This is a genomic window from Myxococcus sp. AB036A, from assembly GCF_006547355.1.
GTDB classification, from domain to species: domain Bacteria; phylum Myxococcota; class Myxococcia; order Myxococcales; family Myxococcaceae; genus Myxococcus; species Myxococcus virescens.
On sequence record NZ_VHLC01000036.1, the window covers coordinates 33,006 to 59,623 of the forward strand.

At 70.5% G+C, this 26,618-nt stretch carries 3 protein-coding genes; all 3 read left to right on the plus strand.

Annotated elements, in window-relative coordinates; genetic code table 11:
- Positions 1-3 precede the first annotated feature (3 nt).
- The 3 genes from FL344_RS16860 to FL344_RS16870 are packed head-to-tail and all read left to right on the plus strand — an operon-like array spanning position 4 to position 26,533.
- Positions 4-15,552 carry a type I polyketide synthase gene (locus tag FL344_RS16860; RefSeq protein WP_141619253.1) on the plus strand — a complete coding sequence of 5,183 codons (15,549 nt, stop codon included), beginning with the start codon at positions 4-6 and terminating at the stop codon, positions 15,550-15,552.
- Positions 15,549-21,989, plus strand: coding sequence for a type I polyketide synthase (locus FL344_RS16865; RefSeq protein WP_141619254.1), 6,441 nt, complete (start codon positions 15,549-15,551; stop codon positions 21,987-21,989). The genes FL344_RS16860 and FL344_RS16865 overlap by 4 nt, the downstream gene beginning before the upstream one ends.
- Entirely contained in the window at positions 21,986-26,533 is a 4,548-nt protein-coding gene (locus FL344_RS16870) for a non-ribosomal peptide synthetase (RefSeq protein ID WP_141619255.1), read from the plus strand. The genes FL344_RS16865 and FL344_RS16870 overlap by 4 nt, the downstream gene beginning before the upstream one ends.
- Positions 26,534-26,618 lie beyond the last annotated feature (85 nt).

Here is a 26,618-nt window from a genome sequence, read left to right on the forward strand (position 1 = left end):
GACATGGCAAATCGCACTGACGAGTCGAACGAGCTGTCTCCCGCCAAGCGCATGCTGGTGGCGCTGGAGAAGATGCAGTCGCGGCTGAATGCCGTGGAGGGCGCCGCGAAGGAGCCCATCGCCATCGTGGGCATGGCGTGCCGCTTCCCGAAGGCGGACGACGTGGAGGCGTACTGGCGTCTGCTCGAAGGGGGCGTCGACGCCGTGCGGGAGATTCCGCTCGACCGGTGGCCTCGGGAGGACGTCTCCGGCCTCACGGAAGGCGCGATGCGCTGGGGCGGCTACCTGGACGCGGTCGACGGCTTCGACCCGGGCTTCTTCGGCATCTCCCCCCGCGAGGCCGTGCGGATGGACCCCCAACAGCGCCTGCTGCTGGAGGTGGCGTGGGAGGCGCTCGAGGACGCGGGCCTGGACGTCGACAAGCTGTCGGGCAGCCGCAGCGGCGTCTTCATCGGCGCCTGCAATGACGACTACCACTGCATGCAGGTGGAGCAGCCGGAGACAGGTGACGCGTTCAGCGCCACGGGCGTTGCCGCCAGTGTCCTCTCCGGCCGCCTGTCCTATCTCTTCAACTTCCAGGGCCCGAGCCTGGTGGTGGACACGGCGTGCTCATCCTCGCTCGTGTCGCTCCACCTGGCCTGCCAGAGCCTGCGCGCGCGCGAATGCAACATGGCGCTCGCTGGTGGCGTGAACCTGATTCTCTCGCCGCAGTCGGTGCAGCTCGTGGCCAAGCTCCAGGCGCTCGCGCCGGACGGCCGGAGCAAGGCGTTCGACGCCTCCGCCAACGGCTTCACCCGTGGCGAGGGCTGCGGCATCGTCGTGCTGAAGCGGCTGTCGGATGCGCTCGCGGACGGCGACCACATCCTGGCGACGATTCGCGGCTCGGCCATCAACCAGGATGGCAAGTCGACCGGGCTCACCACGCCCAACGTGCTCTCGCAGCAGGCCCTCATCCGCCAGGCGTTGGACAGCGCGGGGCTGAAGCCGGAGCAGGTGAGCTACGTGGAGGCGCACGGCACCGGGACGCCCATCGGTGACCCCATCGAGGTGGAGGCGCTGCGCGAGACGTACGGTGCGCCTCGCGCGGATGGTGGCGTGTGTGGCATCGGTTCGGTGAAGACGAACCTGGGACACCTGGAGTCCGCGGCGGGCGTGGCGGGCATCATGAAGGTCGTCCTCGCGATGCGTCACCAGCGCATCCCGGCGCATTTGCATCTCAAGCAGGTGAACCCGCGCATCCAGATGGAGGGCAGCGCGCTCACCATCCCCACGCGGCTCACCCCGTGGGAGACGGCCGCCGGACAGCCCCGCCGCGCGGGCATCAGCTCGTTCGGCATCAGCGGCACCAACGCCCACGTCATCCTCGAAGAGGCGCCCGCTCCGGCGGCGAAGGAGGCGCTGCCGCAGCGGCCGGAGCTGTTGCCCCTGTCCGCGCGCAGCCGTGAAGCCCTCCAGTCCCTCGCGGAGCGTCATGCGGAGCGCCTGGGCCGCGGTGGGGCGGCGAGCCTCTCCGACGTCTGCTACACGGCGTCGTCCCACCGTACGCATCACACCCATCGGCTCACGGTGCTGGCGGACGCCCCCGAGCGCACGGCGGAGCGGCTCCGGGCCTTCGCGCGAGGTGAGCTGCCCGAGGGCACCTGGACGGGGCGCAAGGCGTTCGGCGCGCGCCGGAAGGTCGTCTTCGTCTACCCGGGGCAGGGCGCGCAGCGGGCAGGAATGGGCCGGGCACTGATGGAGCAGGAGCCGGTGTTCCGGGACGCGCTCGTCCAGGTGGACCTGGCGCTGCGGTCCCATCTGGGCTGGAGCGTGCTCGACGAAATCGCCGCGGACGAGCAGCGCTCGCGCCTGGCGGAGATCGACATCAACCAGCCGGTCCTCTTCGCCGTCGAGGTGGCGCTGACAGCCCTGTGGCGCTCGTGGGGCATCGAGCCCGACGCGGTGATGGGGCACAGCATGGGCGAGGTCGTCGCCGCACACGTCGCTGGCGCGCTGAGCCTGGAGGATGCCTGCCTCATCATCTGTCACCGCAGCAAGCTGATGCGGAGCCTGGGTGGCCGAGGCGCGACCATGGCGCTGGTCGAGCTGTCGGTGGAGGAGGCAGAGGAGGCCATCCGTCCCTGGAGCGGCAAGCTCTGGCTGGGCGGACTGAATGGCCCCCGGTCGCAGGTGCTGTCGGGGGAGCCGGAAGCGCTCCAGGAGGCAGTCGCGGCGCTGGGGCAGCGCGGTGTCTTCACCCGCTGGGTGAAGATGGACGTGCCGTCGCATACGCCGTTGGTGGAGGTCATCAGCCGCGAGCTGGAGGGCCGCGTGGCGCGCATCTCCCCGCGTGCCGCGCAGGTGCCCGTCTGCTCCACTGTGACGGGTGAGTTCCTGGATGGCACGAAGCTGGACGCCGTCCACTGGGGCAACAACCTCCGCCTCCCGGTGCGCTTCGAGGCGGCGACACGGCGGCTCCTGGCGAGCGAACACTCCGTGTTCATCGAGGTGAGTCCGCACCCCGTGCTGCTCCCGGCCGTCGAGCAGACCCTGGGCGCCGCGGACGCGGAGGGCGTGGTGCTGGCGTCCCTGCGGCGTGGAGCGGACGAACGGCACACGATGCTGTCCTCGCTGGGCGCCCTCTACGCGACGGGCCACCGCGTTGCGTGGAACCGGCTGTACCCGAGCAAGGGCCAGCTCGTGCCGCTGCCCACGTACCCCTGGCAGCGCGAGCGCTTCTGGATGGAGCCCGTGTCCCGTGAGGCGCGGACGTCGAGGTCCACCTCCGGGCATCCGCTCATCGGTGAGCGCATCGACCTGTCCGCGCAGGGGGATGTCTCCCGGCTGTGGCAGGTGCAACTGGGCCCGAAGCACTTCCCGCTGCTGTCGGAGCATCGCGTCCAGGGCGTGCCCGCCTTGCCCGCGGCGGCCATGGCCGACATGGCGCTGAGCGCGGCCAGACAGACGCTGGGGGCGCCCGTATCCCTGGAGGAGGTGAGCTTCAGCGCGCTCATGGCGTTCCCGGAGGACGAGGAACGGGTGCTCCAGCTCTGGCTCTCCACGGAGCGTTCAGGGACGCACGCGTTCCGGCTCTTCAGCGCGCCCGTGCTGCGGGAGACGCCGTCGGATGAGTTGAACTGGACGCTCCACGCGGAAGGCACCCTCCGCCAGGGCGACTCGGCTATCGCGGAGCCCGCTGGACTGGAGGCGTTGCGTGCGCGGCTGAGTACCCCGGTGTCGGTGGAGGCGCACTACCAGGGCCTTCGCGACATCGGCCTGGACTATGGCCCCAGCTACCGCGTCGTCACGGAGCTCTACCGCGCGGAGGGTGAGGCGCTGGGCCGTGTGCAGCTCGCGGGCGAGCGGACGGCTGAGGACGCCCGGTACAGCCTGCACCCCGCGTTGCTCGACGGTTGCTTCCAGGTCCTGGCGGCGGCGTTGGGAGGCGTGGACGGCGAAGGCGGGGTGTATGTCCCTTCGTCCTTCTCCCGGCTGCGCGCCCTGGCTCCGGCGGAGGCCGCGCTCTGGAGTCACGTCCGCATCGTCAATGGGGCCGCTTCGGGGGCGAGCGCCATCGAGTGCGACGTCACCCTCCTGGATGACCAGGGACGGTTGGTGGCGGAGGTGCAGCGGCTGGTCTGCAAGAAGGTCTCCGCGGGCAGCCAGCCTGCCGATGAAGTGGACCGCTGGACGTACTCCGTCCAGTGGCAGCCGCAGCCTCGCGTGGCTCGGGAGGATGCCGTGGCAGGGCGGGGGGCGGGCCGGTGGCTCGTCTTCGCGGATGAGCGTGGCGTCGGCCAGTCCTTGGCCCGGGGGCTCGCGGAGCACGCCGAGGTCAGCGTCGTGGTGGAGGCGGGGCCCGCCTACGCGCGGCTCTCTGAAGACCACTACCGCGTCAACCCGTCGCGCTTGGAGGACTTCCAGGCGCTCCTCCGAGACGCCTTCAGCGAGCAGTCGCCGTGCAAGGGCATGGTGCACCTGTACGGGCTCGACGTGGCGTCCAGCGTGGCGGAGCCAGAGACCTTCGAGCAGGCCGTGACGCTGAGTGGGAACAGCGTCGTGGCCCTGCTCCAGGCGTGGGCCCAGCGGGGCTGGCGCGACGCACCGCGACTGTGGCTGGTGACGTCGGGTTTGCACGTCCTCGCCCGGGATTCGGCGCCGGGGGCTCCGGCGGCTGCTCCTCTCGCGGGCCTCGCGGCAGTCATCACCCATGAGCACCCGGAGCTGCGCTGCGCTCATGTGGACCTGAGCGCGCAGCCGTCCCCCGAGGAAGTCACGTCGCTGGCCGCGGAGCTCCTCGCGGACAGCGCGGAGGACCGGATTGCGTTGCGCGGAAGTCAGCGCCACGTCGCCCGGTTGGGGCGGGGTGTTGTTGGCGGGAAGGCGACGGAGCCCCGTGAGCTCTCGGCGGAGGGGACGTACCTCATCACCGGCGGCCTGGGCGGGCTCGGGCTGGAAGTGGCGAAGTGGCTCATCCAGCGAGGCGCCCGGCACCTGTCGCTCACCGGCCGGAGCGCGCCCACCGACGAGGCGAACCGGACGCTGGACGAGCTCCGGGCGAGCGGCGCCGAGGTGCGCGTCTACGCGACGGACGTCACCCGCGCCGACGACGTGACGCGCCTGCTGGCTTCGATGGATGCGGAGCTGCCGCTGCTGCGCGGCATCGTCCACGCGGCGGGTGTCATCGCCGACGGTGTACTCGCGCAGCTCGACGCGGAGCGGCTTCGCACGGTCCTGGCGCCGAAGGTCCAGGGCGCGTGGAATCTGCATGCCCAGACGCTGGGCCGTCCGTTGGACTTCTTCGTGATGTTCTCTTCCGCCGCGTCGATGCTCGGCTCGCCGGGACAGGGCAACTACGCGGCGGCCAACGCCTTCATGGATGTGCTCGCGCACCACCGGCGTGCGGCGGGACTCCCCGCGTTGAGCGTCAACTGGGGCCCCTGGGCCGAAGTGGGCCTGGCCGCGGTGGCGACGAACCGGGGCGACCGCCTGGCCTTGCGTGGCGTGGGCAACATGCCGCCAGCGCAAGCCCTGGATGCGCTGGGGCGCCTGCTGGCGAAGGAGGCCGCGCAGGTGGCCGTGGTGCCGCTCGACCTGCGGCAGTGGCGTGAGTTCTACCTGAGCGCGGCGCAGTCGCCCTTCCTCTCCGCGCTGATGCAGGAACGGGTGAGCACGCCGGCTTCGCGCAAGGGGACCGCGCGGGAGATGCTCGCGGCGGCGGAGCCTTCCCAGCGGCGGGGATTGCTGGAGGGCTACCTGCGTGAGCAGCTGGGACGCATCCTCCGCATGGAGCCGGCGCGCATCGACCCCGAGCAGCCGTTTGGCGACCTCGGAATGGACAGCCTGACCGGACTGGAGCTGCGCAACCGGCTCGAGTCCGGGCTGAAGCTCACGCTGTCCGCGACGCTGGCCTATGCCTATCCCACGGTGCAGACGCTGACGGCGCACCTGTTCGGCAAGCTGGAGCCCGTCCTCGACGCCGAGTCGCGCGTCACGGCGCGTCCGGTGGTGAAGGAGGCGCAGGTTGTTCCGGCGGTGGGGACGACGGCGCAGGGCCCCGAGCTGCTCGCCATCGTCGGCATGGGCTGCCGCTTCCCGGGCGGCGCGAATGACCCGGAGGCGTACTGGCGGCTGCTGAGTGGAGGCGTGGACGCAGTCCGCGAGGTGCCCGCCGACCGCTGGAAGAGCAGCACGGACGCGGCGGAGCACAAGGGCACGCGCTGGGGTGGCTTCCTGGACCGGGTGGATGGCTTCGACCCGGAGTTCTTCGGGATTGCGCCGCGTGAGGCCGTGGCAATGGACCCGCAGCAGCGCTTGCTGCTCGAGGTCGCGTGGGAGGCGCTGGAAGACGCGGGCCTGCCGAAGGCGCGCTTGTCGGGCACTCGGACGGGCGTCTTCGTCGGCGTCTGCGGCAATGACTACGCGATGCTCCAGGCGGAGCGCGACGTGGAGGGCGACGTCTACTCCGTCATCGGCTGCTCCAACAGCGTGATTGCCGGGCGGCTCTCGTACCTGCTGGACCTGCGGGGGCCGGCCATGTCGGTGGACACGGCTTGTTCGTCCTCGCTGGTGGCCCTGCACCTGGCCGGCCAGAGTCTGCGCAACCGCGAGTGCGACGCGGCGCTCGTGGGCGGCGTCAACCTGCTCCTGTCGCAGCGGCCCAGCTCCTGGCTCTCCAAGCTGACGGCGTTGTCTCCGGATGGGCGCTGCCGGACCTTCGACTCGCGGGCGAATGGCTTCGTCCGGGGTGAGGGCTGCGGCGTCGTGGTGCTGAAGCGGCTCTCCGACGCGCTGGCCAGCGGAGACAACGTCCTGGGCGTGATTCGCGCATCGGCGGTGAACCAGGATGGTGGCTCCACCGGCCTGACGACGCCCAACGTCCTGTCGCAGCAGGCCCTGATTCGCGAGGCACTGGCAGCGGCCCAGGTGTCGCCCAAGGACATTGGCTACATCGAAGCCCACGGCACCGGCACGCCGCTCGGCGACCCGATAGAGGTGGAGGCCCTTCGGGAGACGTATGGCCACCGGCGCGAGGATGACTCGCGCTGCTTCCTCGGCTCCGCGAAGACGAACATCGGTCATCTGGAGGCAGCGGCCGGCATGGCGGGCCTCATCAAGGTGCTGCTCGCGCTCCGGCATGAGGCCATTCCGAAGCACCTGCACTTCAAGGCGCTCAACCCTCGCATCTCCATCGAGGACACGCCCTTCGCCATCCCGACGCAGCAACAGCCGTGGCCCGTCTCCCAGCGGCGCCGTTACGCGGCGGTGAGTTCGTTCGGCATCAGCGGGACGAACGCGCACGTGATTGTCGAAGAGGCCCCCGCGTCTTCGCCCGTGCCCGAGGCCACCCAGACCGCCGCGCGGCTGCTCACGCTGTCCGCGAGGAGCGAGGGCGCGCTGCGAGCCCTGGTTCGCTCGTACCACGCGCTCCTGGCTCAACCTGGGGACGCGGCGCCGCGGATCGAAGACCTGGCCTACACCGCGGCGCTGCGGCGCAACCCCCACGAACACCGGCTGGCGGTGGCTGGTTGTACGGCGGTGGAGTGGGGCGAACAGCTCCTGGCGTTCCTCGAAGGCGGGGCGCCTCCGTACCTGACGACGGGCGTCGCGGAGGGACGCCGGGAACAGGTGGTGTTCGTCTTTGGAGGCCAGGGTTCCCAGTGGCAGGGCATGGGGCGTGACCTCTTCGCGAGCAACGGGGACTTCGCCGCCGCGTTGCGTGACGTGGACGCGGCGCTGGCTCCGCACACCCGGAACTCCATCATCGACGCGCTGATGGCGGACGGGCCCGAGTCCCGTCTGGAGGAGACGGAGGTGGCCCAGCCCGCCATCTTCGCCATCCAGGTCGCGCTCGCGGCCGCATGGCGTGCACTGGGCGTCGTCCCGTCCGCGGTCGTGGGACACAGCGTGGGCGAGGTGGCCGCGGCGCATGTGGCTGGAGCGCTGAGCCTGTCCGAGGCCGCTCGGCTGGTAGCGCACCGCAGCCGCATCATGCAAAAGGCGACGGGGCAGGGCCGCATGGCCTCCGTCGAACTGTCGCCCGACGAGGCTCAGCGCGAGCTGGCGCCCTACGCGGGCCGGCTGTCGGTGGGGGCCATCAACGACGCCCGGAGCGTCGTCTTGTCGGGTGAACCGGCGGCGCTCGCAGCGGTCCTCGAAGCACTGCGTACGCGAGGTGTCGCCACGAGGGACCTGGGCGTCAACTACGCCTTCCACAGCCATCAGATGGCACCGCTCCAGGCGGAGCTGACCCAGGTCCTGGGCTACATCGAAACGCGGCCGACGTCCGTCCCGATGTTCTCCACGGTGAGTGGCGAGGCCATCGACGGCACGGCACTCGACGCGGCGTACTGGGCGCGCAATGTCGGAGAGCCCGTGCGGTTCTCAGCGGCGGTGGAAGCGCTGCTGGAGCAAGGGCACCGGCTCTTCGTCGAGCTGGGGCCTCAGCCCGCGCTCGGCCGGTACGTGGAGCAGGCGCTGCGACGCCGTGAGCTGGAAGGCGCGGCGGTGCCGTCACTGCGCAAGGGGCGGGCTGGCCAGACGGTGATGCTGGGCGCGCTGGGCGGGCTCCACGTGAAGGGCTACCCCGTGGAGTGGAGTCGGCTCTTCCCGGAGGGAGGCCGTCTCGCGTCGCTGCCGCTCTACCCGTGGCAGCGCTCGCGGTACTGGATTGACGATGCCCCCGTGAAGGCGCTGACCCGGGCCTCCGTGGCCCGGAGCGCGGACACGTCGAATGGCCAAAGCCCGGGTGGATGGGTCTACGACATCACCTGGCACGCGCGTGAGCGGGGGGCGCCTTCGCCGCGTGCGCCCAGGGGCGAGGGAGCCTGGCTCGTCTTCGGGAACCGTGAGGGTGTTGGTGCCGCGCTGGCGGCCCATCTGGAAGCCCTGGGCGAACCGTGCTGGCTGGTCGTCCCCGGAGAGGTCGCGGCGGTCGAAGGCCAGAAGGTGCGGTCCATCCACCCGGACAACGCGGAGCACTACGCGCAATTGCTCCAGGACGTGGGGCCGGTGAAGGCCGTGGTGCACCTGTGGGGCGCAGATACCGTGTCCGGCGCGGAGCCCACGCTCGCGGAGGTGGAGTCCGCGCAGAAACGAGGCGTCCACGCGGCGCTGCGCCTGGTGCAGGCGCTGGTGAAGTCACCGTCCGCGAGCGGCGCCCGGTTGTGGCTGTGCACGCGGGGGACCCAGCCGGTGGGCAGCGTCACGAGCGGCTCGCCCGTACAGGCGCCGCTGTGGGGCCTGGGCCGTGTCCTGGCGCTGGAGCACCCGGAGGTCTGGGGCGGCTTGCTGGACCTGGACCCCGCCGCGCCGGAGGGCGAGGTGGAAGCGCTGTGGCGCGAGCTGTCCGGAGCGGATGGCGAGGACCAGGCGGCGCTCCGCGATGGCACCCGTCACGTGGCTCGGCTGGTTCCCTCGGAGCCTGCCGTTGGCAATGCCCGCCTCACGCTTCACGCGGATGCGACGTACCTCGTCACGGGTGGTCTGGGCGGATTGGGACTCCACGTGGCACGCTGGCTCGTCTCCCAGGGCGCGCGGCACCTCGTGCTGCTGGGCCGGAAGGGGCTGCCGAGCCGCGACGCGTGGGCCGCCATTCCCCGCGACAATGATGTGGGCCGGCAGGTCTCCGCCATCGAGGCCATGGAAGCGGAGGGCGCCGTCGTCCACGCTCTCAGCGCGGATGTGGCGGATGCGGCGCGCATGTCGGAGGTCATCGACGCCGTCCAGCGGGGACCGGCTCCGCTGAAGGGCGTCATTCACGCCGCGGGAGTCTCCACGCAGGTATCGCTGGAGGCCATGGACGAGGCGGCGCTCGCGTCCATCCTGCGCCCGAAGGTGGCGGGTGGGTGGGTGTTGCACCAGCTCACGCAGGGGCTGGACCTGGACTTCACCGTCTACTTCTCGTCGGGCTCGGCCGTGTGGGGTTCGGCGCAGATGGGGCATTACGCCGCGGGTAACCAGTTCCTCGATGCGCTGGCGCACCACCGCCGCGCGCGGGGCCAGCATGCACTGAGCATCAACTGGGGGCCGTGGGCGGCCGAAGGCATGGTCGCCGAGGAAGGACTGCGCTGGTTCGAGCGCATCGGCGTGCGCGGTGTCACCGTGGAGGGCGGGCTCCAGTTGCTCGGAGCGCTGCTCGCCATGGACGTGACGCAGCGGAGCGTGGCGCAGATTGACTGGAGCCGCTTCAAGTCCGTGTACGAGTCGCGGGCGCCCCGACCGCTCCTGGAGGTGCTCGGTGCTCCCTCCGTGCCCACGCCGGTGGCCCCGGTGGACGGCAGCGAGACGCTGGCGCAGTTGCGCAACGCCACGCCCGCGCGGCGCAAGGAGCTGGTGACGTCGTGGGTGCGTGAGGAGGTGTCCCGAGTGCTGGGCTTCGCCTCCAGCGCGGCGGTGAAGCTGGAGCAGGGCTTCTTCGACACGGGCATGGACTCCATCACCGCCGTGGAGCTTCGGCGCAGGCTGGTGGCGCGCTTCGGTGTCCAGGTCCCGTCCACCATCGCCTTCGACCGTCCGACCGTCCTGGCCCTCTCCACGTATCTGCTCAAGGACGTGCTCCGGCTGGAGGAGGAGGCGAAGGAGGAGACAAGCCGCGTCGTCAGCAACGCGACGGAGCCCATTGCCATCATCGGCATGGGTTGCCGCGTCCCACAGGCCTCCGGCCCGGACGCCTTCTGGAAGCTGCTGGAGGGCGGCGTGGATGCCATCCGCGAGGTCCCCGCCTCGCGCTGGAAGGTAGACGACTACTACGACGCGCGGCCGGGCGTCCCTGGCAAGACGTACACGCGCTGGGGCGGCTTCCTGGACGACGCAGACCAGTTCGACGCCCAGTTCTTCGGGATTGCGCCTCGCGAGGCCTCGAACATGGACCCACAGCAGCGTCTGCTGCTGGAGGTCGCCTGGGAGTCGTTGGAGCACGCGGGACTCGCGCCCGCGCGGCTGGCCAACACCAAGACGGGGGTGTTCGTCGGCATCGGCAGCAACGAGTACGCGATGCTCAACGGCGTGGGGAGCGCGTCGGCGGCGGGTGACGCCTATATCGCCACCGGCAACGACGCGAGCTTCGCCGCGGGCCGGCTGGCCTACCTGCTCCGCTTCCAGGGGCCGGCGATGAGCCTCAACACGGCGTGCTCGTCGTCACTGGTGGCCGTGCACCTCGCCTGCCAGGCCCTGCGTGGTGGCGAGGCCAACCTGGCGCTGGCGGGTGGCGTCAACATGACGCTCGCGCCGCACTCCACCATCTACCTGGCGCAGCTCCGGGCCCTCTCTTCGGATGGACGGTGCAAGACGTTCGACGAATCCGCCGACGGCTACGTGCGCAGCGAAGGCTGCGGCATGGTCGTCCTCAAGCGCCTGTCGGACGCGAAGCGGGATGGCGATGACATCCTCGCCGTCATCCGTGGCTCGGCCGTCAATCACGATGGTCCGAGCAGCGCGCTCACCGTGCCGAACGGGGATGCCCAGCAGCAGGTCCTCCGCGCCGCCCTGGCCAACGCGAACGTCGCGCCCTCGGACGTGGACTACATCGAAGCGCACGGCACGGGCACGTCGCTCGGTGACCCCATCGAGGTCCGCGCCGTGGCCAACGTGCTCGGCGAGGGACGCACGCCCGAGCAGCGGTTGCTGATGGGCTCGGTGAAGACCAGCATTGGCCACCTGGAGGCCGCGGCGGGCATCGCCGGGCTCATCAAGGTCGTCCTGGCGCACCGGCACGGCGTGATTCCGCCGCACCTGCACCTCAAGAAGCTCAACTCGCACATCGAGCTGAACGGCTTCCCGCTGGACATCCCGACGCAAGTCACCGCGTGGCCGGAGCGGGCGCGTCCACGAATCGCCGGCATCAGCGCCTTTGGCTTGAGCGGCACCAACGCGCACATCGTCGTGGAGGAGGCGCCTCGGCCGGAGCCCGTCAAGGCGCAGGCCGAGCGCGGCGCGCAGGTGCTCGCGCTGTCGGCGAAGACGAAGGGGGCGCTCGCGCAGCTCGCGGTCCGGGTCGGGGAGCACATCGCCCAGCGGCCGGAGCTGTCGCTCGCGGATGTCGCCCACGCGGCGAACACGCAGCGCACGTCGTTCTCTCACCGCATGGCGCTCGTGGTGGAGACGGCGGAGCAGGCCCGGGAGCGGCTGCAGGCTTTCGCCCGAGGGGAGGAAGTGCCCCGGCTGGCCCAGCACCGATTCGAGGGAGAGGAGCCCAAGGTCGTCTTCGTCTTCACGGGACAGGGCGCGCAGTACGCGGGCATGGGCCGTGAGTTGTACGAGACGGAGCCTGTCTTCCGTGCGGCCCTGGACCGGTGCAACGCCCTGCTCGAGGGCGAGTGGAGCGACTCACTCCTCTCCGTGATGCACGGGGCGGACGCGCGCATCGACGACACCGGCTACACGCAGCCGGCGCTCTTCGCGCTGGAGTACGCCCTGGCGGAGCTGTGGCGCTCCTGGGGCGTCGAGCCCTGGGCGGTGCTGGGGCACAGCGTGGGTGAGTACGTGGCCGCGTGTGTGGCGGGAGTGCTGGAACTCGAGGACGCGCTCCGGCTCATCACCAGGCGCGCGCGGCTCATGCAGGAGCTGCCTCGCAATGGGGAGATGGTGTCCATCACGGCGAGCGAGGCGGTCGTCGCGCAAGCGCTGACTCCGTATGCGGACCGGGTGTCGATTGCCGCGGTCAACGGGCCCGCGGACACCGTCATCGCGGGCGAGCGTGAGGCAGTGGAGGCCCTCTCCGCCGCGTTCCAGACGCAGGGCCTCAAGGTCCGGCGGCTCACCGTGTCCCACGCGTTCCACTCGCCGTTGATGGAGCCGATGCTGGATGCGTTCGAGATGGCGGCGGGACACCTCACCTTCCGGGCGCCGCGCATCCACCTGGCGTCCAACGTCACGGGGCAGGTGCTCGAGGAGGGCACGGTGCTCGACGCCGGGTACTTCCGCCGCCACGTCCGAGAGGCCGTGCGTTTCCACGACGGACTCAAGGCGCTGCGGGCATTGGGGGGAATCGTCTTCGTCGAGGTCGGCCCGCATCCGACGCTCATGGGCATGGCGCTCAAGGGCCTTGGGGACGACGCGGGCACCTGGCTGCCATCGCTGCGCAAGGGGCAGCCCGAGCAGGCGCAGGTTCTCTCCAGCCTGGCCGCGCTCTACACCCAGGGCGTGGATGTGGATTGGAGCGCGCTGAATGGCGAGCGCCACCGCGCCCGTGTCGCGCTGCCCGTCTACCCGTGGCAGCACCAGCGGCACTGGCTGGATGCCCCCAAGACGCCCCGCACGGCCTCCACGCACACCACCGCGCAGGCGCTCGTCGGTCAGCGGGTGCGCTCGCCCTTGAGCAAGTCGCTGGTCTTCGAGGGACGCTACAGCGCGCAGTCGCTGCCGTTCCTGGAGGACCACCGGCTCTACGGCACCATCGTCGTGCCCGGCTCGTGCCACATCGCACGCATCATCGCGACGGCGGCGCAGTCGTTCGGCGCAGGGCCGTACACCATCGAGAAGTGCGTCTTCTCGCAGCCCATCGTGCTCGCGGACGACGAGGAACAGCTCGTCCAGCTCGTGCTCGCGCCCAAGGGACAGGGCCGGTACGACTTCGAGCTCTACAGCCTCTCCTCCACCGCCGACGAGGAGACCGAGGGATGGCTGCTGAATGGCACGGGAACGCTGGTGGTGGGAGACGGCTCCGCCCGTCCCGCGCCCCTCTCGCGGAAGGACATCGAGGCCCGCTGCGCGCGTCAGCTCGACGGAGGGCTCTACGAGCGCAACTGGGACATCGGCTTCAACCTGGGGCACGCGTTCCGCTGGATTGAACGCATCCACAGTGGGGGCCGCGAGGCGCTGTGTCAGATGCGCCTGCCCACGGACCTGGATGACCGGAGCCTGTACGTCCACCCGGGGCTGGTCGACTCGTTCCTGCAGGCGATGGGAACGGACCTCATCCGTGAGGACGCGATGCTGAGCACCGTCTACGTCCCCATCTCCGTGGAGCGCTTCCGCTTCCACGCGCAGCCGACCGGCTCCGTCTGGGCCTACGCCGTGCGACGGGACGCGGAGGAGGCGGTGGGCGAGGTCATCACCGGCGACGTCCTGGTGGTCGACTCGGAGGGGCAGGTGCTCATCGAGATTGAGGGGTTGAAGCACAAGCGAGCGCCGCGCGAGGCCCTGATGGCGGTGCTGCGCCACGGCCAGCGGGACTCCCTCTACGAACTGGACTGGAAGCCGCAGCCCGTGCCCGAGGCTTCGCCCGAAGCCGGCTGCTGGATTGTGCTCGCCGACACCTCGGGCACCGCGGAGGCGCTCGCGGAGCGCATCCGGAAGCAAGGCGGCCGTCCGGTGCTGGTCCATCCGGGAGCGGCGTTCATCCGTCATGGTGAAGGGCGTTTCACGCTGGATGCCCAGCGGCCCGAGGACTACGCGCGGCTGCTCCAGGAGGCGGTGCTTCCCGGCGAGTCCCTGGGCGGCATCGTCCACCTCTGGGCGCTGCGTGGGCCCGGTGGGGAGGATGTGGAGGCCCTGCGAGAGGCGCACCAACTGGGAGCGGGCAGCGCGCTGTCCCTGGCGCAGGCCCTGGCGAACTCCACCTTCACCGCACGCATCTGGTGGGTGACGCGGGGCGCTCGCGCGCTCGACACGCGTCCCACGCCGCTGGCGATGGAGCAGGTCCCCCTCTGGGGCCTGGGCGCCGTCTTCTCGCAGGAGCACCCCGAGCTGGCAGGCGCGCTCATCGACCTGGAGCCCTCCTCTGTACCGGGTGACGCGGCCGTCGCCATCTGGCGCGAGCTGGGCGCCACGGACGGTGAGCGGCAGGTGGTGATTCGCGAAGGGCAACGGCATGTGGCCCGTCTTCGCGCCTCGCGGGACGTGGCGCGGACGGAGTTGCCGCGCCTGAACTCCGAGGCGAGCTACCTGCTCACGGGCGGGCTCGGCGGCCTGGGCCTCGCGTTGGCTGGGTGGATGGTGGAGCAGGGCGCCAGGAACCTGGTGCTCATCGGGCGCGGCGGCCCCAGGCCGGAAGCGCAAGAGGCCATCCGCGCGCTGGAGACGGCGGGCGCGAAGGTGCTCGTGCTCCAGGCGGATGTGTCGAAGCAGGAGGACGTCCGTCGCACCTTGGATGAAGCGGAGAAGCTGGCGCCTCTGCGCGGCGTGGTCCACGCGGCGGGCGTGCTGGATGACGGCGTCCTCCTGCAACAGGACTGGAAGCGGTTCACCCGGGTGCTCGCGCCCAAGGTGGACGGGGCGTGGCACCTGCACACGCTGACGCAGGGCAAGCTGCTCGACTTCTTCGTCCTGTACTCGTCGGCGTCGTCCCTGCTGGGCGCGCCGGGGCAGGGAAGCTACGCGGCGGCCAATGCCTTCCTGGACGCGCTGGCGCATCACCGGCGTGCCCTGGGACTTCCGGCGCTGAGCATCAACTGGGGACCCTGGGCCGAGGTGGGCATGGCCGCGGAGCTCGCGTCCCGCTACCAGGCGCAAGGTGTGGAGGCCTTCACCCCGGCCGAGGCGCTGGAGGCTTTCGGTAAGGCCTTCAGCCGAGCGCAGCCGCAACTCACCCTGTTGCAGGTGCAGTGGTCGCGCTACCTGGCGCAGTTCCCACGGGGGGCGGCGCCCACGCTGCTCGCCGACGTGGCAGGGCAGGTGCGTGCCGAGTCCGAGGCGGACGGCCCGTCGGCCTCGGAGTTGCGGCGCCGGCTCGACACCGCGGAACCCCGCCAGCGCATGGCGCTGCTCCTGGAGCACGTCCTGGATGCGGCGGTGAGGGTGCTCGGCCTGGATGCATCCACGCCGCTGGAGCCACGGCAGCGGCTGTTCGAAGTGGGCATGGATTCGTTGATGGCGCTGGAGCTGCGCAACCGGCTGCAGAAGACGGTCGGTGCGTCGCTGCCCTCGACGCTCGTCTTCGACTACCCGACGGCGGAGGCCATCGCGGCCTACCTGCTGGGCGAAGTCTTCGGCCAGGAGCCGCAGCCGGCCGAGGAAGGACAGGGAGCGGCTCAGGACACGGCGCTTCTCGATCGAATCATGGAGCTGTCGCCGGATGAGCTTGCCGCCTCGCTCGAAGCGAAGCTCGCCGCACTGATGGAAGAAGGAACATGAGCAACTCGCCAAAGTCAGCTGAGCCCTCCGCGTTGCAGCGCGCCGCGTTGCTCGTGGAGAAGATGCAGGCCCGCCTCGATGCGGTGGAACGCGCCCGGACCGAGCCCATCGCCGTCATCGGCATGGGTTGCCGTTTTCCTGGTGGCGCTGTCGATGGACCGTCGTACTGGCGGATCCTTCGAGACGGCGTGGATGCGCTGCGCGAGGTGCCCGAGTCCCGCTGGGACGTGCAGGGCTACTTCGACGCGACGCGCGGGATGCCGGGGAAGATGTACGGCACCCGCGGCGGCTTCCTCGATGACGTGGAGCACTTCGACGCCGAGTTCTTCGGCATCGCGCCGCGCGAAGCGGCGAGCCTGGACCCACAGCAGCGCATTGCCCTGGAAGTGGCGTGGGAGGCACTGGAGAACGCGGGCGTGGCGCCTGGGCAGCTCATGGGCAGCAAGACGGGCGTCTTCATGGGCGTGATGTCCAGCGACTACATGGCACGCCTGCTCAAGGAAGACGACGCGACCCGCTTCGACGGGTACATGGCGACGGGCAACGGCTACAGCTTCGTCCCGGGGCGAATCTCCTACGTGCTGGGCCTGCAGGGGCCGTGCATGCCAGTCGACACGGCGTGCTCGTCGTCCCTGGTGTCGCTCCACCTGGCCTGCGAGAGCCTCCGGCGCGGCGAGTCCAATCTCGCGCTCGCGGGCGGCGTCAATCTCATCCTGTCCCCCGAGACGACGATTTGCCTTTGCAGCATGCAGGCGCTCGCGAGCGACGGCCGCTGCAAGACCTTCGACGCGGCGGCCGACGGGTACGTGCGCGGGGAGGGCTGCGGCATCCTCGTGCTCAAGCGCCTGTCGGACGCGCAGCGTGACGGCGACGACATCCTCGCGTTGATTCGTGGCTCCGCCGTCAATCATGACGGGGCCAGCGGCGGACTGACGGTGCCCAACGGACCGTCGCAACAAGCCGTCGTGTCGAAGGCGCTGGAGAACGCGCGCGTGCCGCCGGCCCTCGTGGGCTACATCGAAGCCCACGGCACGGGCACGCCGCTGGGCGACCCCATAGAACTCCGGGCGCTGGGGGCCGTGCTGGGCAAGGGACGTCCGGAGGACCGGCCCTTCTTCATCGGCTCGGTGAAGACGAACATTGGCCACCTGGAGCCGGCGGCCGGAATCGCCGGCGTCATCAAGACGATTCTGTCGCTCCAGCACCAGGAGATACCGCCGCACCTGCACTTCCACACGCCCAATCCCCACGTGGAATGGGACCGCATCCCCGCGCGTGTCCCCGTGGAGCGAGTCCCCTGGCCGGCCCACGAGGGGCGGCGCATCGCGGGGGTGAGCTCCTTCGGCCTGAGTGGCATCAACGCGCACGTGGTGCTGGAAGAAGCCCCCGCGCCCGCGGCCACGCCCGCCGCTTCCGAGGTCGATACCGCGCAGCTCGTCGTCCTGTCCGCCAAGACGGCGCCAGCGCTGGCCGACCTGGCCCGGACGTGGAGCTCGTTCCTGAAGCGCGAGGACGTGGGAACGCTCGCGGACCTCAGCTACACGGCGGCCCTGTGCCGCACGCACCATGACCACCGGCTCGCGCTCGCGGCGAAGTCTCCCCAGGAGCTGGTCGCGCAGCTCGATGCGTTCGCTGCTGGAGAGAGCCACCCCGGTCTCTCCGTGGGGCGCCGGAGCAACAGCCAGAAGGTCGTCTTTGTGTTCCCCGGCCAGGGCTCGCAGTGGCTCGGCATGGGACGGCAGCTGTACGCCCAGGACACGACCTTCCGTGAGGGCATCGACCGGTGCCACGATGCACTGGGCCGCTACACGGACTGGTCGCTGCGCGAGCTGTTGACGAACCCCGGTCAGCAACCGCGCTGGAATGACATCGACGTCATCCAACCGACGCTGTTCGCCTTGCAGGTGTCGCTCGCGGCGGTGTGGCGTTCACTGGGCCTGGAGCCGCACGCGGTGGTGGGGCACAGCATGGGCGAGGTCGCCGCGGCCCACGTCGCGGGGGCGCTGTCGCTGGACGACGCCGCGCGCATCATCTGCGAGCGCAGCAAGCTGCTCCGGCGGGTCAGCGGCCAGGGCGCCATGGCGGTGGTGGACCTCTCGCGTGAACAGGCCGAAGCGGAGATTCGGGGCGCGGAGGACCGGATTGCCATCGCCGTCAGCAACGGTCCGAAGGCCACGGTGCTTTCGGGAGACCCGGCGGCGCTGAAGGAGGTGTTGGAGCGCCTGGAGAAGCGCGAGGTCTTCTGCCGTTGGGTGAAGGTGGACGTGGCGTCCCACAGCCCACAGATGGACCCGCTTCGGCAGGACTTGCTGGAGCGGATGGCTGGCATCCGTCCGACGGGAAGCACGGTGCCGCTCTACTCGACGGTGACGGGCGCCCCCATCGACGGCCGGGAGCTGAGCGCCGGGTATTGGGTGCGCAACCTGCGTCAGCCCGTGCTGTTCGCGGACGCGGTGCAGCGTCTCATCCAGGACGGGAACGTCCTGTTCATCGAGCTGAGCCCGCATCCCATCCTGGTGCCCTTCGTGGACGCGATGCTGCGGGAAGGTGACGCCTCCGGACGTGGCCTGGTCGTCCCGAGCCTCCTCCGGGAACAGGAGGAGTGGCCATCACTGCTCGCGTCACTGGGGGCGCTGGCCACCCGAGTGGACCGCGTGGACTGGCTCCGGCTGCATCCGGACAAGCGGCGGCGCGTGGCACTGCCGGCGTATCCCTGGCAGCGGGAACGGCATTGGCTGGAGCTGAGGCCCACGCGTGCCGCGGGAGGCCGCTTCGTTCGAGCAGGGGCGGGTGCCCATCCGCTCCTGGGCGTTTCCTTCACGACCTCCGTGAAGCAGGAGACCCGCTTCTGGGAATCCACACTGAGCGCGAGCGAGCCCTCGTTCCTCGCGGACCATCGCGTGGCGGGCTCGGTGGTGGTGCCAGGCGCGGCCTATCTGGAGATGGCGCTGTCCGCGGCGCATGCGATGTCGGGAGGCACCGCGCACGAGCTGGTCGACACCTCCTTCAAGGAGGGGCTGCTCCTGCCCGAGGGCCAGGAGCGCACCGTCCAACTGGCGCTGCACGGCGAGCAGGGCCGCACCCTCACGTTTCAGCTGTCGAGCCAGAAGGCGGAAGCAGCGGGGTGGATGACGCACGTCGTGGGCAGGCTCCGCCTCTTGGACGCAGGGCAGGCGGGGCAGGCGTCCGAATCGTTGGAGGCCATCCGCGAGCGTTGCCCCGACGTCCTGACCCAGGCGGCGCATTACGAGACGCTGGCACGCAACGGCGTGGCCTACGGGCCCGCGTTCCAGGGCGTGCAGCAGGTCTGGCGAGGGCGAGGGGAGGCGCTCGGTCACCTCCGCCTGCCGGAGTCATTGGCCGCGCGGGCCTCGGCGTATCGAATCCATCCCGCGTTGCTCGACGCCTGCTTCCAGTTGGTGTCCGCCGCGGTGCCTCCGGAGGACGTGCCACAGGACGCGGGGCCCGCCGTCCCGGTGGCGCTCGAGAACCTGCGGCTTCACGCACCGCCCCAGACGGAGGGCTTCTGCCACGTCCGGATGCGGACACCCGAGGGCACGCGCCGGGCCGTCTACGAGTTCGACCTCGTGCTGCGCGATGCGTCCGGCACGCTGCTGCTGGAGGCGCTGGGGCTGCGGGTTCAGCAACTGGATGCTCCCGTGGCTGATGCGGAGGGCCGGGACCTCTACTTCGCCCAGGCGTGGCGCCATGCCCCCTCCGTCGAGCAGCTCCCCGCACAGGGCACCGAGGCGGGCGGACGTTGGTTGCTCATCACGGATGGCAGCGAGCTGGCGGACACGGTGGAGTCACAGCTCCGCGCGCGCCAGGGCGAAGTCACCCGTATCGACCTGGGTGGCTCCAAGCCGGGCCGCCGCATCGTGGACGTGTCGTCGCCGATGGCCTTCGATGAGGTGCTGGCGGAGACGTTCGGCAAGGGGGCCGCTGCGCGCGGCGTGATTCACCTGACGGGGCTGGAATCGGACGACGTGGACCCATTGATGGGCTGCGGCGGCGTGCTGCACCTCGTGCAGGGGCTCTCCCGGATGGGCCTGTCGAGTCCGCCACGTCTGTGGATGGTCACGAAGGGGGTCCACCATGGTTCGGACAGCCGCTCCGCTTCGGACGTCGTGCAGGCGCCGTTGTGGGGCCTGGGGCGCACGCTCGCGCAGGAGCACGCCGAGCTGAAGTGCACACGGGTGGACGTGTCCGCGGTCATGCGCACCGAGGACGCCACCGGCGCGCTGGTGCGCGAGCTGCTCGTGGCGGACGCGGAGGAGGAAATCTCCCTCCGCCCTGATGGGCGACATGTCGGCCGCATCGTTCGTGGCACACCCGGCAGGGCCTCCCATGAGGCCATCGTCCCCGCCGAGGGCCAATCCTTCCGGGTCGAGCGTGATGCTCAGGGGCGCCAGGAGTACCGGTCCGCGACCCGCCGTCCGCCGGGGCCTGGAGAGGTCGAACTCGAAGTCGAAGTGGCGGCGCGTCCGGGGCCCGGCGGGGCGTCGAGCCCGGAGCGCTGGGACGAAGCAGGTGCCACCGCATGCAGTGGGCGCATCGTGGCGGTGGGCGAGGGCGTGAAGGACGTCACGGTGGGCGAGGAGCGCATCGCGCTCGTGACGTCGGGCCTCGGGTCACACCTGTGCGTGCCCATTGGGCACACCGCGCCGCGTCCGCCCTCGTCGTCGCATGAAGAGGCCGCGGCGCTGGCAGCGACTGTGCTGCCTGTCTGGTGCGGCCTGTTCCACCTGGGACGCTTGGAGAAGCGAGACCGTGTATGGGTCCTCGGGGCTTCGAGCGGACTCGGGCGAACGGCCATCCAGTTGGCACGGCGCATGGGGGCGGAGGTCTTCGCCGAAGCCACGACGGATGAGCAGCGGGCCTCCTTGCTGGAGCTCGGCGCCGCCCACGTCGTGGACCCCACGGACGCCTCATTCGCTACGGGGCTGCTGGATATGACGGGAGGCCGAGGGCTGGACCTGGCGGTCATCGCGCCGGGCGCTGTCGGCCTTGAGCCGAGCCTCGCCGTGCTGGCGGAGGGGGCTCGCGTCATCGACCTGAGAGGGACGTCCGAAGCGCCTTCAGCCGGGGATGCGAACGTCGCGTGGTGCGTGGTCGACGTGCACACCTTCGCGCGCCGCAAGCCCGATCGGTTCGCCCGGCTGTGGCGCGAGGTGAAGGACGCCTCCGAGGCCGGGGGCCTGCCCTCCACCGTGAAGGAGGTGAGCACGCTCACCCTGAAACATCCCGGGGCACGCGTGGTGGTGCCGGCCACGGGGGCTCGGCGACTCCGCGCGGATGGGACGTACCTGGTGACGGGCGGCCTGGGAGGACTAGGCTTCGCGGTGGCGAAGTGGATGGTGGAGCAGGGCGCACGGCACCTCGTCCTCCTTGGGCGTGACGCCACGTTGACGTCAGCGCAACAGGCGGACGTGGCCGCGCTCGAAGCGGAGGGGGCGCGCGTGCGGGTGATGGCGGCGGATGTGTCCGACCGGCCTCAGCTGGCCCGGGTACTCGGGGAGATCGCCGAGGGTGGAGCACCGCTGCGAGGCGTCATCCACGCGGCGGGTGTACTGGATGACGGCGTCCTGTTGCAGCAGACGGTGGAGCGCTTCCGCCGGGTGATGGCGCCCAAGGTTCTCGGGGGCTGGAACCTGCATGTCCTGACGCGCGACCTGCCGCTCGACTTCTTCGTGCTGTACTCGTCGGCGGCCTCCCTGTTCGGCGCACCCGGGCAGGGAAACTACGTGGCGGCCAATGCCTTCCTCGACGCGCTGGCCTATCACCGCCGGGTGCTGGGGCTGCCGGGCTTGAGCATCAACTGGGGACCCTTCTCCGAGGTCGGTCTGGCCGCCGCGCAGTCCAACCGGGGAGAGCGCCTGGCTCAGCGGGGCTCCGACAGTCTGACGCCCGCGGAAGGCAACGCCATCCTGGGCCGGCTGTTGGATGGCGACGTGACGCAGATGGCGGTCATGCCGCTCGACCTCCGCAAGTGGGTGGAGTTCTATCCGCGAGCGAAGTCCTCGCATTGGCTGTCGGAGCTCGTCCCGGCCAGCGCGGGGGAGGGCGCGCAGGCCGCCCGGGATGTGGCGCTGCTTGAAGCCCTGCGGACGGCGACACCTCGGGACGCGCGGGTGGCGCTGGAGAAGTTCGTTCGCGAGCAGTTGGGCCGGGTGCTCCGGCTCGACTCCGCGCGCATCGACGCCGAAGCGCCGCTCCAAGGGTTCGGGCTCGACTCGCTGATGGGGCTCGAGCTGCGCAACCGGTTGGCGTCGGGACTGGGGCTGTCGCTCCCGGCGTCACTGATTTGGAAGCACCCGACGCTGGAGGCGCTCTGTGCGCATCTCCAGAGTGAAGTCATGGATCGCGCCCTGGTCGAGACGCTCGCAATCCAGGCAGAGGCGGCCGCAACCAACGACAACGAGGTCTTCGTCCTATGAGTGTACGGGAGCTGTTGGGCACCCTCGCGGCGAGGGGCGTTCGCCTGCGCGTCGACGGTGACAAGCTGGTGGTGGAGGCAGGCAAGGCCGTCCTCACGCCGGAGCTGCGGACCGAGCTGGCGGCGAACAAGGCCGACATCCTCGAGTTCCTGCGCAAGCACACCGCGCGCGACGAGGTGGGCAGTGGCCCTGAGCAGCCCATCACGAGGCCCCAGGTCATCCCGCTGTCCAGCGGGCAGGAGCGGCTCTGGTTCCTGGACCGGCTGTCACCGGGCACCGCGCAGTACAACGTCCACCTGGGGCTGCGGGTGCGCGGCGCGCTGGACACGGTGGCGCTGCGCCGGAGCCTGGACGAGCTGGTCCGTCGGCACGAGGTCCTCCGGACGTCCTTCCCGGAGGTGGACGGGAGTCCAAGGCAGGTCATCGCGTCGCCCGACGTGGGCGCGACGCTGAGCGTCGTGTACGTGCGGGGGCTGTCGGAGGTGCAGCGCGACGAGGAGGTCCAACGGCGCTCGGAGGCCCTGGCCCAGCAGCCTTTCGACCTGGCCCAGGGCCCCCTGTTCCGCGTGACGCTGGTGTCCCTGGACGCCGACGACTCCGCGCTCTTCGTGACGAAGCACCACATCATCACGGATGGCTGGTCGCTCGGCGTCTTCGTCCGGGAGCTGTCGGCGCTCTACGCGTCTTTCGTACGGGGACAGGCCGCGGCCTTGCCACCCGTGTCCATGCAGTTCGCCGAGTCGGCCCTGCGTGAGCAGGCATGGCTGGCGGGGGCCGCTGGTGCCCGGGAGCGGGCCTTCTGGAAGGAGAAGCTCCAGGGACTGCCGCCGCTTCAGCTCCCCGTGGACCGGGGTGTCTCTAGCGCCACCAGCCACCGGGGTGCGACCGTGCCCGTGGCCTTCTCGCCCGGGTTGAGCGAGGCGCTGCGCGAGCTCGGCCAACGTGAAGGGTGCAGTCTCTTCATGGTGCTCTACGCCGCGTTCGCCGCGCTCCTGCATCGCTACTCGGGGCAGCTCGACTTCGGCGTGGGGACGGTGACCGCGAACCGGGGGAGCGTGCCGCCGGACCTCATCGGCTTCATCGCCAACACGCTCGTGCTCCGGAGTGACGTGTCCGGTGACCCGACCTTTTCGCAGTGGCTGGCCCGGGCGCGCAAGACGGTGCTCGACGCCCAGGACCACCAGGCGCTGCCCTTCAGCGAAGTGGTGAAGGCGGTCGGCGCATCGCGTGAGGGCGGGCTCAACCCGCTGGTGCGTGCCTGCTTCACGCTGGAGAACATCCCCGCGCCCACGCTGGACCTGCCCGGGACGCGCTGGTCCTTCCTGGGCGGTGCACCCGACGGCAGCGTGGAAGGCGTCGCCAAGTTCGAGCTGTCCCTCATCCTGGCCTCTGGCGAACAGGGCCTGGCTGGCATGCTCGAATACTCGCGTGAGCTCTTCGACGCCTCGACGGCGGAGCGGATGGTGGGCCACCTCCAGGTGCTGTTGGAGGCCGTCGTCGCGAAACCAGAGACGCCACTGTCAAAGCTGCCCGTGCTGTCGACGGAAGAGCGGATGCGGCTGCTCACGGCCTGGAACGGCCCGGTGCTCGGCGTCCCGGCGCTGTGCATGCACGAACTCATCCAGGCCCAGGTGGAGCGGACGCCGAACGCCGTGGCCGTGGTGAGCGGAACGCGGACGCTGACCTACGCCGAGCTCAACCGCCGGGCGAACCAACTGGCCCATCACCTGCGGCGGCTGGGCGTGCGGCTCGAGGCGCGCGTGGGCCTCTGCGTCGAGCGGACGGAGGACCTCGTCATCGGCCTGCTGGCCATCCTCAAGGCCGGCGGCGCCTACGTGCCACTGGACCCCGCCTACCCGAAGGAGCGGCTGGCGCTCATCCTCGAGGACGCGCAGGTGCCCGTGCTGCTCACGCAGCAGCGGCTGCTCCCGGAGCTTCCCGCCACCGAGGCACGCGTGGTGTGCCTGGACGCGGATGCCGTCGCCCTCGGCGCCGAGCCGGAGGTGAACCCCGGGCGTGTCACGACGCCCGATTCACTCGCGTATCTCATCTACACCTCGGGCTCCACCGGCAAGCCCAAGGGCGTGATGATTGACCACCGGAACGCCGTGGCCTTCTTGCAGTGGGCCCAGAGTGTCTTCTCGCCGGAGTCGTTGGCGGGGACGCTGGCGTCGACGTCCATCTGCTTCGACCTGTCCGTCTTCGAAATCTTCACGCCCCTGTGCTGTGGGGCGAAGGTCATCGTCGCGAAGAACGCGCTGGAGCTGCCCGAACTGCCCGCGGCGAAGGAGGTGACGCTCGTCAACACCGTGCCCTCGGCGATGGGCGCGCTGCTGCGAGGGGGCGGGGTGCCGGCGTCGGTCACCATCGTCAACCTGGCGGGCGAGGCGTTGGCGGGAGCACTGGTTGACTCCATCTACGCCCTGGGCCACGTGAGAGATGTCTTCAACCTCTACGGCCCGAGCGAGACGACGACCTATTCCACGTTCACCCGTGTGAACCGGGGCGAGACGCCGACCATCGGCCGGCCCGTTGGAAACACCCAGGTCTATGTGCTGGATGCGAACCGGGAGCCCATGCCCGTGGGGGTGCCGGGCGAGGTCTACATCGGCGGGCATGGTGTCGCGCGGGGCTACCTGGGCCGGACGGAGCTGACGGCGGAGCGGTTCGTCACGTCTCCCTTCGCCGGAGACGCGGGCGCGCACCTGTACCGGACAGGGGATCTGGCGCGGTGGCTGCCGGACGGGCAACTCGAATACCTGGGCCGGATGGACCACCAGGTGAAGCTCCGCGGCTTCCGCATCGAGCTGGGTGAGATTGGCGCGGCGCTGCAGGAGCACCCAGGCATCCGCGATGCGGTCGTCGTCATGCGAGAAGGCCCGGGCGCTGACAAGCAGTTGGTGGCGTATGTGGTGGGCCGCGACGGGAAGGCCCCCGCGCCGGGTGAGCTGCGCGACCACCTCAAATCCCAGCTGCCCGAGTACATGGTGCCCTTCGTGTTCGTGAGCCTGGACGCCTTGCCGCTCACTCCGAATGGGAAGGTGGACCGTGCCGCGCTCCCCGCGCCGGAGCGTGTGGGCTCCGGGACGGCGAAGGCCCACGTCGCGCCGAGAACGCCTGGGGAAGCCACACTGGCGGACATCTGGCGGCAGGTTCTCGGGGTGGAGCAGGTGGGCGTGCACGACCACTTCTTCGAGCTCGGAGGCCACTCGCTGCTGCTCTACCGGGTGCTCGTCCTCGCTCGGGCCGCGTCGGGCGCGGACATCCCGCTGAGGGCCCTGTTGCAGTCTCCGACGCTGGAAGAGATGGCGCGCACCATCGAGGCCGCGAAGACAGGCTCGCTGCCGGTCCACGACGTGGTGGCGGAGCTGGAGGCGGACGCGGTGCTGGAGGCAGGGCTGCTGCCGGGAACGGCGCTTCCGCCCACCTCCGGGCCCGCGCGCGCCGTGCTGCTGACGGGCGCCACGGGCTTCCTCGGCGCCTTCCTGCTCGAGGAGCTCTGCCGGAAGACGCAGGCGCGCATCCATTGCCTGGTCCGCTCCAAGTCGGAGCAGGAGGGGATGCAGCGGATTCGCAAGAACCTGGAGAGCTACTCGCTGTGGCGCGACGACCTGGCGTCGCGAATCGTCCCTGTCCGAGGGGACATCGGCCAGCCCCTGCTGGGCCTGTCGGAAGCGGAGTTCCAGCGGCTGTCGGAGGAGGTGGACGCCGTCTACCACAACGGTGCGCTCGTCAATTTCATCTATCCCTATGAGTCGATGCGCGCCGCGAACGTGCTCGGCACGCGGGAGATTCTCCGCCTGTGCATGCGCGCGCGCATCAAGCCGCTGCACTATGTCTCCACGGTGTCGGTGCTGCCCGTGGGTCGCCAGCTTCCCTTCCGCGAGGATGAGCCGCTGGAAGCGGCTGCGAGCCTGGTGGGCGGCTATGCCCAGAGCAAGTGGGTGGCGGAGAAGCTCGTGCGTGAGGCCTCGCAGCGAGGACTCCCAGTGACGATTCACCGGCCGGGGCGGGTGACGGGGCACAGCCAGACGGGGGCGTGGAACACGGATGACCTGGTGTGCAGGACCCTCAAGGGCTGCGTCCAACTGGGGAGTGCGCCCAGCGTGGACGCGCTGCTGGATGTGACGCCGGTGGACTACGTGAGCAGCGCCATCGTGGACCTGTCCCTGCGCCCCGAATCCCTTGGTCAGACCTTCCATCTGGTCAACCCGCAGTTCGTGCGAGCGGATGAGATGTGGAGCCACATGCGAGCCTTTGGCTACGGGCTGCGCGTGCTCCCCTATGACGAGTGGCTCGCCGAGCTTGGCCTCGCGGCGCCGTCCGATAGTGAGCTGGGAGACCTGCTCCTGTTCCTCCAGCAGGTGCCGCCCGAGGACCGGAGCGTGGGTGGGCCGCGCATGGTGGTCTGCGACAGCGGGCACACGCTGAAGGCGCTGGGAGGAACAGGGACGTCGTGTCCATCCGTGGATGCCACGTTGATTTCGACGTATCTCTCCTCGCTGGTGCAGCGCGGCTTCCTGGCCGCGCCCGCTGGGCGGTGAAGGCCTGGGCATCGACCGGCAAGGTCGGTGCCCACCGGCTCCAAAGGCAGACGCAGGCGTGCCGCCCAAGCCTCGTCGGGCGGAA